Source organism: Pontimicrobium sp. MEBiC01747, assembly GCF_053601635.1.
In genome coordinates, this window is record NZ_JBSHNS010000360.1 from 1 (window position 1) to 9,136 (window position 9,136).

Sequence of the window (9,136 nt, forward strand, 5' to 3'; positions counted from 1 at the left end):
ATTTGAGAATAAAACTGAAAAAGATATTCGTGCATTTAAAGGTTCTATTTCAATACAAGACTTATTTGATACAGAAATTAAATCTATAAACCTTACAATTGATGACCCAATTAAAGCAGGCGAAACTTTCAAAGGAACTTATACGTCAGACTACAATCAATTTAGAGCTGAAGACACTCGATTAAAAAGTAAAGATATGGACGACTTGAAAGTCGTATGGACACCCGAAAAAATAATATTTACGGATGGGACAACATTAGAATAAAAACGATGTACAACAATGGTTATAAAAAAATACGTAGATCTACGTATTTTTTTTGGTCTTTAACTTTCTTAATTTGTAAGCGTGTATTGTTAAACTCATTTTTTAGCTTCATTTAATTAGTTATTCAAAAAAAAGCAGAACAGAAAATGATAAACATTTTATCTATTCATAACTATATATCTAACTAAAAACTATAAACCCATGAAAAAAGAAGCCTTAATTTTATTCGCTATTTTATGCTGTTCGTATGTTTTATCTGCTCAAAATGGTACAGGATTAATCTTTATAGAAGAAGAAGATTATAAAGACATTCCACTTGCTACTTCTGCAATGATGGGCACACTACCTTCTACAGTAGATTTATCTTCATGGTTTCCTACACCTGGAAACCAAGGGCAACAATCTTCATGTGTAGGTTGGGCTGTTGCATACGGATTAAAAACGTATCAAGAGGCCAGAGAAAGAAATATAAAACCCATAACAAATAATCAAATTTATAGTCCTTCTTTTATCTATAATCAAATAAAATTAGGAAATTGTGGAAGTGGCTCTAATATAGTACAAGCTTTAAATTTACTAAAGTCCAATGGTGTTTCTACTATTAATGACTTTCCTTACAACCAATTAGATTGTTATTCTATTCCCAATGCAACTGTTAAACAGAGAGCTAAAAATTATGCTATAGCCGAATGGAGACGCGTTGATTTTAAAGATGATATTGAAGTAAAAAGTCAATTGAACTCTGGATTCCCTGTTGTTATTGGTATGCGAGTAGATCAAGGGTTTCAAAACTTAGGGTTTAATCAAATTTACACAGGGCCTAGTGGCCTAGAAAAAGGTGGACATGCTATGGTTGTAACTGGTTATGATGATTCTAAACAGGCTTATAAAGTTTTAAACTCATGGGGTACCAGCTTTGGAACTAACGGTTATGCTTGGATTTCATATTATGCCTTTAAATCTAGAGTAAAAGAAGCCTATACCTCTCAAGACATTGTAATTAATAACCCTAATGCTGTAATTACTATTAAAAAACAGGATGAGATTAACACCAATGTAACGATTCCTCCTCCAATTCCTCCTAGCGCCCTTTTTGCAAATGCAGTTTTAAATAAGCCGTTAGTAATGCATAATCAAACCATTAACACACCTATTGGTAGCCAATTAGGTATGATTATTAATGTTCCTGGAACTATTTTTAACGGTAAGGGAACTCATTTTCAATTAGTTATTAGATTTTACATGCAAAATGGAACCCCTCTTTATGCTAATATTAATGAAAAAAACTATAGAGATGCTCACGGACTGGTAGCCTCTGGTACTCTTAGAGATCAAGTATATGTAGATCCTGCTGCATTGGGTAATTACCGTATTTACATCCCTTATTATGCCTTAAATTTTAAACCTACCAATGGCAATATGTCGTACAATGTTAATGTGCAAGCAACATTATATATGAATGAATTTGAAAAGGCTAAATCTGCAATGACGCCTATGGTTATTAGGTGGTAAAAAAGTAATTACTTATAATCTAAAGAATCATCATCGTCATCAAAGAAAGCGTCTAACTCCTTTTTAATATCTTTATTGGTTTCCTTTTTTATACTTTTTAAATACCAATATAATACAAAAGGGATTACGCCTAAAACAGTAGTAATTATTAAAAACAACATAATAGTAAATATAAAATATGTGTATACAAAAAAAGCTTCTCTTAATAAGAGAAGCTTTTTACTTTTGGGTGGAAGACCGGATTCGAACCGGCGACCCTCGGTACCACAAACCGATGCTCTAACCAACTGAGCTACAACCACCATGTAACATTATTGCTAATGCGAGTGCAAATGTAAAAGAATTAATAGTTTCTACAAAGACTTTTTTTAAAATTTTTAAATATTTTTTTCGTTGTTTTTCTTATTTCAGATCGAATAAACTATCTACGGTAACGTAACGTTCTACAGTAAAGCCTTCTGCGTGTTCAACACCTACTAAACGGCCTAATTCTCTTGCGCGATAATTTATGCTATCTGTGAAATTTTTACTTGTAATTGGCGTTTCTGGCTCCTTACTATTGGGGTCGAAAAATTGTGTTTTGTATGCAAATACAGATTTCATTTTTTTATCTATATATCCTGAGATATCTACAACAAAATCGGGCGTCAAATCTTTCCATTGTATATAATGGTAAACCGTTTTGGGTCTCCACTTATCTTGCAGTTTGCCTTCTACTTCGGTTTCAATTTTTACTAATCCACTTAAAAAGCAAGCATCGCTTACTAACTTACTTCCTCTCCCGTGATCTATATGTCTATCGTCTACAGCATTACAGATAACTATTTCTGGCTGATACTTTCGTATCATTTTAATAACTTCTAATTGATGTGTTTTATCATTAACAAAAAAACCATCTGCAAAGCCTAAATTTTCTCTTACGGAGACCCCTAATATTTTTGAGGCATTAGCCGCTTCTTCAAATCTAGTGAACTCGGTTCCTCTTGTTCCTAACTCACCTTTGGTTAAATCTACTATTCCAACTTTTTTTCCTTCTGCTACTGCTTTAGCTACCGTTCCTCCTGCTCCTAACTCTACATCGTCTGGGTGCGCTCCAAATGCTAATATGTCTAATTTCATAAATTGTTTTTTATAATTCCGTAAAAACGGGTGTTTTATTCTTTTTTAACCCAAGTTTTCTGTTCTTTTTCTGTTAAAAAAGTCCAAGCTATTATTCTGCTTTTTTTATTGCCTTGTAACATATCTATTGTTTTTATAACGGTAGCTCCAAGTTTTTTAAGCGATTTCTGCATCGACTTTATGTTGTCTTTATTAGAGACTAAACTAGTATACCAAAAACAATTGGTTTTATGCAAACTGCTTTCGTACAGATAAGTGTGTAAAAAGGCTTTTTCGCCTCCTTTATACCATAGTTCTTGAGATTGTCCTGCAAAATTTCTTACTACTTTGTCTGTTTGTTTACCTAAACCTTTCAATTTTCTTGTTGTTGCCGCTATAGCATCTGTTTCACTTTTATAAAAAGGCGGGTTACATAGTGTTACAGCAAAACGATCTGTTTTAGTTAAAATACCATTAAAAATGTTATTGTCGTTATGTTGCTGTCTAAAAGTAATTACTTTATTTAATGTATTACGTTCTACAATAGTCTTTGCTATATTAAGTGCTTCTCTATTAACTTCCGCTCCTACAAAATTCCAGTTATACGTTTTATGTCCTAATAACGGATATATACAATTTGCTCCTGTGCCAATATCTAATACGGTTATATTATTTGTTATTCTAGATTGGTTTAATAAATCATTAATATAGTGTATATAGTCTACTCGTCCAGGAATAGCTGGGCATAAGTTGGCATCAGGAAACTCCCAATAGGTTATATTGTAATACGTTTTTAATAAGGCTGTATTTAAAGCTTTTACGGCTTCTGGCTTAGCAAAATCTATTGTTTCTTTTCCAAATTTATTTGTAAAAACAAAAGGCTCCAATGTTGGATTTTCTGTTTTTAATATATTTAAATCATAACCATTTTTATGCTTATTGTTTTTATGCAAAATATATTTAATTATGAGTTTGTAATTGAACTAATTGCTTGTTCAATATCTGCTTTTAAGTCTCTTACAGTTTCTATTCCTACAGAAAAACGTATTAAACCATCTGTTATGCCTATAGCATTTCTTTCGTCTTGAGACAATAACGCATGAGATGTTTTTGCAGGGTTTAACATTGTGCTTTCTATGCCTGCTAAACTCATAGAAGGTTTTATTAATTTTAAAGCGTTCTGAAACGCTTCAGAGTCTAGATGGTCTTCTAATTCAAAAGATAACATGGCTCCAAATCCACGCATTTGAGATTTTGCTAATTCATGTTGTGGATGGCTTTTTAAACCTGGATAGTATACTTTTTTTATAGCTTCATGGTCGTTTAACCAGCGTGCTATTTTACGTGCTCCCCTTGTTTGTGCTTTTACACGTAGTCCCATAGTTTTCATACTACGCTCTAACATCCAAACAGTAAGATCGCTAAGGCTCCCGCCTAAATTTTTAGAGACATTCCATATAACATCCATGTGCGCTTTTGATCCTGCAACAGCTCCAGCACATATATCGCTATGTCCTCCAAAATATTTGGTTGCTGAATGCATTATTAAATCGATTCCAAAATCTGCTGGATTTTGATTTATTGGGCTTGCAAAGGTATTATCTATGCTTGTAACGATGTTGTTTGCCTTGGCAAGATCTGCAACCGCTTTAATATCTGTAATAGTTAATAGTGGATTAGATGGCGTCTCTATGTGTATTAATTTGGTATTGGGTTGTAGCGCTGCTTCAAAGTCTTTAATATCATAACCATTTGTAAAGGTGAATTCTATATTTAACTTAGGAAACTCTTCGCGTATAAAATTGCTCGTTCCGCCATACAATGTATTTTGTACAACTATATGATCTCCAGATTTTAAAAATGCTAAAAACATATGACTTATAGCTGCCATACCAGAACCAAAAATCATGGCAGTTTCTGTATGTTCTAAAGCCGCTACTTTTTTCGATAAATATTCCTGATTTGGCGTATTAAAATATCTTGGATATCGTTTAACATCGACATCTAAAAAAGCGTATGATGATGCTAAATATATTGGTGAAACTGCACCATTAAATTGTTCGTCTTTTATTTCTCCTACATGGGAGCAAATAGTGTTTAAACCTAATTCATTTTTACTCATAGGGTAAAGATAAAAAAAGAAGCTCTAAAAATAAGTACCCTAATACGTTAAAGGATTATTAATTTCGCGTATTCTTATTGTAAACACGAATCATAACAACTGCCCATACTACAACGCATAAAAAGACTATAATAGAAAATCGTAATACTATATCATTTGCGTCCATTTTCTACAAGTTTAAAAAATATCATAATACCTAATAAGGTTGGTACCCAAAGGCCTAAAAATATGCCATGTAATTGATCTCCTGTAAGAAACAGGTATTCGGCAACAATAATAATTACTAAGCAGAGTAATAACATAAAGATGCTTCCTGCTCCTAGTTTTTTAATGAAATTCATGAATGGTAATAATTACTTTTTCTAAGATAGGAAAAATTTAATAAGTCTTTTTATTAAACATTTACTGTTTTCCACTTCCCTCGTTTAAACCATAGTATTCCAATAACTGCTATTAATACTTCGGCTAATGTAATTGCCCAAAACACGCCTATTGGTCCATAGTCTAGAATAACTGCAATTAAATAGGCAAATGGGAGTTGAAAAACCCAAAAACATATAAAATTAATATACGTTGGTGTTTTGGTGTCTCCTGCCCCATTAAAGGATTGTATTACCGTCATGCCGTAACCATAAAACACATAACCTGCTGCAATAACACGTAAACATAAACTTCCATATTTAACAACTTCTGGTGTAGTATTAAACAAACTTATTATTTGAGGTGCGAAAACTAAATAAACTACCGAAACAAAGCCCATAAATATAGCATTGTATTTTCCGGTTTTCCACACAGAGGCTTCTGCCCTATCTGGCTGTTTGGCTCCTAGGTTTTGCCCTACTAAAGTGGCAGCGGCATTACTCATTCCCCAAGCTGGCATTATTGTAAACATCATAACGCGAATAGCAATTGTATAACCAGCTAAGACCTCGCTTCCAAACTCGCTCATTATACGCATTAAAAACACCCAACTTGATGTGCCAATTAAAAATTGGCCTATACCTCCTAACGAAACTTTAATAAGGTTAAGCATTATAGTCGCTCTAAGAACTAAGTCTCTAAACTTAATTTTTATTTTGCTGTATCCATAAAAAAGAACAACTAATTGAAAAACGACTGCCGAGCCTCTACCTATTGTTGTGGCTATTGCTGCGCCTTCTACTCCATAAGCTGGAATTGGCCCAAAACCAAAAATAAACATTGGGTCTAAAATTATATTTAAACCGTTAGAAAGTATTAATGTCCACATGGCTATAGAAGCATTTCCTGCACCTCTAAACACCGCATTTATTAAAAAGAGTAACATTATAGTTATGTTACCACCTAATAATACTTTTGTATAACCATAGCCTTCTGCAATAAGATCTGGCTCGGCACCCATTAGCGCTAATATTTCTTTAGGGTATAGTATTCCTATTGCGCTTATTATGCAAGCTATAAGTACACCTAAAAATAGGACTTGTACTGTAGCTTGAGAAGCACCTTTTAAATCTTTTTCACCAACACGTCTTGCTACAACTGCTGTTGCTGCCATACTTAAACCTATAGCTACAGCATACACTAGTGTAATAACGGACTCTGTTAAACCTATTGTGGCTACTGCATTTACACTTACTTTAGAAACATATAATATATCTACTATAGCAAAGATAGATTCCATTAGCATTTCTAAAATCATGGGAACAGACAGCATAAATACTGCTTTTCTAATACTTCCTGAGGTAAAATCCTGATCTTTGCCGCTTAATGCTTGCTTGAAATATTTAAAAAATTGAGTTATAGATAGTTTATTGGATTGCATTTGTTTTTATGTTGTATAATGAGGTATTATCAAATACAATATAATCACTGTATTCGATTCTTAAACGTCGAGGGAGTATTCGACAAAGCCAGAAACATAAATTAATCAATCATAATAAAACAAATATGACTATTTATTTTGATTTTCGCAATTTTAATCTTGCAAAAAATGCTATTGCATTATAACATTAAGATGTTATTTCTTATAATATTTTGCGTACTTAACATATGAAAACACACCTAATATACTTATTAAAAGTACAGATATTCCTATAACTTGAAAACTTAATATTTGGTCTCCGCTTGCGTAAGAATGTAATCCCGATAAGTAAAAATTCACTCCAAAATAGGTCATTAATATACTAGCGTACGCTATAATAGAAGATAAGTTATAAGTCCAGCGCCCTCTTAAACCCGGCACTAAACGCATGTGTATTACAAATGCATATATCATGATACTTATTAAAGCCCAAGTTTCTTTTGGATCCCATCCCCAATAACGTCCCCAACTTTCATTAGCCCATTGTCCTCCTAAAAAGTTTCCAATGGTTAGCATTACTAACCCGACTGTTAAGGCCATTTCGTTAATAATAGTTAGCTCTTTAATATTTAAAAGCATTTTTGCTTTATTATTTTCATTAGTTAAGATCATTAATAATAGTGTAACGATTCCTAAAATTGCAGCTAAGGTAAAAGGGCCGTAACTTGCTACAATTACTGCTACGTGAATCATTAACCAATAACTATCTAAAACAGGTTGTAGGTTTGCAATTGCTGGATCCATCCAATTCCAGTGCGCAATCATTAAAATCATTGAGGTTACAAAAGCTGTTGAGGCTAATGTTAAGTCACTTTTTCTACCAAAAGCTAAACCAAAAAACATGGTAGCCCAAGCTACATAAATCATAGATTCGTATGCATCACTCCATGGTGCATGCCCAGAAATATACCACCTAACTACTAATCCAGCTGTATGAATTATAAATAAGCCAAGAATTATAACTTTAAATATATTTATAGCAACACTTACTCCTTTACTTTTATCTTTAAATATCTGAAAAATTAAAAGTATAAATAGTAGTGTTCCAGCATACATATACCAGCTATACAACTTCTTAAATATATCGTATTTATTATACGTTATTTCGGCATTTATTTTATCGTCACTTAACATGACTTCGCTACCTATATTATTTTGTATTTTTTTGAAAGATGCTAAAAGTTTTTCTGCTTCTTTAAAATCATTTTCTTTTTTTGCTTTATTTAAGGTCTGTAAATACCAATTAAAGCCTAAGTCTATAAAACTGGCGTACGATGAGTCTTTTATTTTTTCATTGTAGCCTTCATTTCTATATTCGAATGTAGAAATCCACTTATTGTTTTCGTCATTTGGTATAGGGAATATTTTTAATGCTCTTCCTTCTATTGCATTAGATAGTAATGTAACACGTTGGTGTGTTTCCATGAATTCTTTCTCAAATCCATTTTTAACTTGTGCTTTGGAAGCCTCATTAATGTATGGGTCTAGCTTGTACCTAAAATCTTCAGTAAAAAAGTCTAACAGTGTTGCGTATTCTTCTGTTTTTGGTAATCCTATTATTTTACGAATAGAATCTGCTTTTTTAGATCTTAAGTATATAATTGGTACATTATACCAAAGCATAGGACTTTCTTGAATAGATAAAAACACTTGGTTAGCATCTAAGGTCTCATAGTAATCTTTTTTACTTAATTTCCTTAATAACTCTGATGCATACGTGTTTACAGGCATCATACGCCCGCCAATATCTTGTATTACCATATGCCCAAACTTATCGGCATGCTCTTTTGGTGCTACGTTAGCTAGTAAAACAGAGTCTATTTGTACTTTACTTGCCCGTTGCCTTACTTCTTTTTTACTGTGATCGTGCCCATCATTTTCTGTGTGTTGCTCTTGTGCAAAACCACTTAAGGTGAAGCATACTAATAGTACTGTTAATAGTTTAGACTTTTTTTCTTTTACTTTTTCTAATGCTTTTTTAAGGTCTGCAAAACGTGTGTTTTTATCAAATAAAATAGCCATTAAACCAAAGTATAATAAGAAGTATCCAAGGTAGGTAAACCATGTCCCCCAGTAATCATGATTTACTGAGAGTATTGTGCCTTTTTCATCTGGATCGAAACCAGATTGAAAGAAACGATAGCCTTTATGGTCTAAAATATTATTCATGTATATTTTATAGTCGAAATCTTCCGCCTCCTTATCTATAATAGTCACTTGGCTTGAAAATGCAGAATAACCTGTTTCTGTTCCTGGATAACGTTCTGCATTAAAGTCGTTAAGTTTTACACTAAATGGT

At 32.7% G+C, this 9,136-nt stretch carries 9 protein-coding genes and 1 tRNA gene; 2 read left to right on the forward strand and 8 right to left on the reverse strand.

Going from position 1 to position 9,136, the window contains the following annotated elements; all coding sequences use genetic code 11:
* Both ACVC2P_RS11795 and ACVC2P_RS11800 read left to right on the forward strand, forming a co-directional pair.
* The coding region (locus tag ACVC2P_RS11795) for a hypothetical protein (RefSeq protein WP_452598672.1) at positions 1-265 on the forward strand (265 nt) is incomplete at its 5' end.
* 201 nt (positions 266-466) lie between these two features.
* Entirely contained in the window at positions 467-1,777 is a 1,311-nt protein-coding gene (locus ACVC2P_RS11800) for a C1 family peptidase (RefSeq protein ID WP_452598673.1), read from the forward strand.
* An 8-nt stretch (positions 1,778-1,785) separates the two neighbouring features.
* Here ACVC2P_RS11800 and ACVC2P_RS11805 read toward each other — a convergent pair whose 3' ends face one another.
* The 8 genes from ACVC2P_RS11805 to ccsA all read right to left on the reverse strand — a co-directional run.
* Positions 1,786-1,938: a hypothetical protein gene (locus tag ACVC2P_RS11805; protein WP_452598674.1), complete on the reverse strand. Its 153-nt coding sequence runs from the start codon at positions 1,936-1,938 to the stop codon at positions 1,786-1,788.
* 66 nt (positions 1,939-2,004) lie between these two features.
* Positions 2,005-2,080 (reverse strand) — tRNA-His (locus ACVC2P_RS11810).
* Positions 2,081-2,179: 99 nt separating this feature from the next.
* Complete coding sequence (gene bshB1 / locus ACVC2P_RS11815; RefSeq protein WP_452598675.1) at positions 2,180-2,896, reverse strand: bacillithiol biosynthesis deacetylase BshB1; 717 nt, start codon at positions 2,894-2,896, stop codon at positions 2,180-2,182.
* Positions 2,897-2,931: 35 nt separating this feature from the next.
* Positions 2,932-3,828 (reverse strand): 23S rRNA (adenine(1618)-N(6))-methyltransferase RlmF, encoded by an 897-nt coding sequence (rlmF, locus tag ACVC2P_RS11820; RefSeq protein WP_452598676.1) that lies wholly within the window; start codon positions 3,826-3,828, stop codon positions 2,932-2,934.
* 11 nt (positions 3,829-3,839) lie between these two features.
* Positions 3,840-4,997: a trans-sulfuration enzyme family protein gene (locus tag ACVC2P_RS11825; protein WP_452598677.1), complete on the reverse strand. Its 1,158-nt coding sequence runs from the start codon at positions 4,995-4,997 to the stop codon at positions 3,840-3,842.
* 152 nt (positions 4,998-5,149) lie between these two features.
* On the reverse strand, positions 5,150-5,338 hold the full coding sequence (locus ACVC2P_RS11830; RefSeq protein ID WP_452598678.1) for a hypothetical protein: 189 nt from the start codon (positions 5,336-5,338) through the stop codon (positions 5,150-5,152).
* A 53-nt stretch (positions 5,339-5,391) separates the two neighbouring features.
* Positions 5,392-6,798 (reverse strand): MATE family efflux transporter, encoded by a 1,407-nt coding sequence (locus ACVC2P_RS11835; RefSeq protein ID WP_452598679.1) that lies wholly within the window; start codon positions 6,796-6,798, stop codon positions 5,392-5,394.
* A gap of 195 nt (positions 6,799-6,993) precedes the next feature.
* Positions 6,994-9,136 (reverse strand): cytochrome c biogenesis protein CcsA (gene ccsA, locus ACVC2P_RS11840; protein WP_452598680.1); only part of this gene is annotated, 2,143 nt, incomplete at its 5' end.

What these genes read in the sequence shown, in the direction of transcription:
- ACVC2P_RS11830 (WP_452598678.1), bottom strand. Translation starts at nt 5,338, where the DNA reads ATGAATTTCATTAAAAAACTAGGAGCAGGAAGCATCTTTATGTTATTA.
- ACVC2P_RS11805 (WP_452598674.1), bottom strand. Translation starts at nt 1,938, where the DNA reads ATGTTGTTTTTAATAATTACTACTGTTTTAGGCGTAATCCCTTTTGTA.
- ACVC2P_RS11825 (WP_452598677.1), bottom strand. Translation starts at nt 4,997, where the DNA reads ATGAGTAAAAATGAATTAGGTTTAAACACTATTTGCTCCCATGTAGGA.
- ACVC2P_RS11835 (WP_452598679.1), bottom strand. Translation starts at nt 6,798, where the DNA reads ATGCAATCCAATAAACTATCTATAACTCAATTTTTTAAATATTTCAAG.
- bshB1 (WP_452598675.1), bottom strand. Translation starts at nt 2,896, where the DNA reads ATGAAATTAGACATATTAGCATTTGGAGCGCACCCAGACGATGTAGAG.
- ACVC2P_RS11800 (WP_452598673.1), top strand. Translation starts at nt 467, where the DNA reads ATGAAAAAAGAAGCCTTAATTTTATTCGCTATTTTATGCTGTTCGTAT.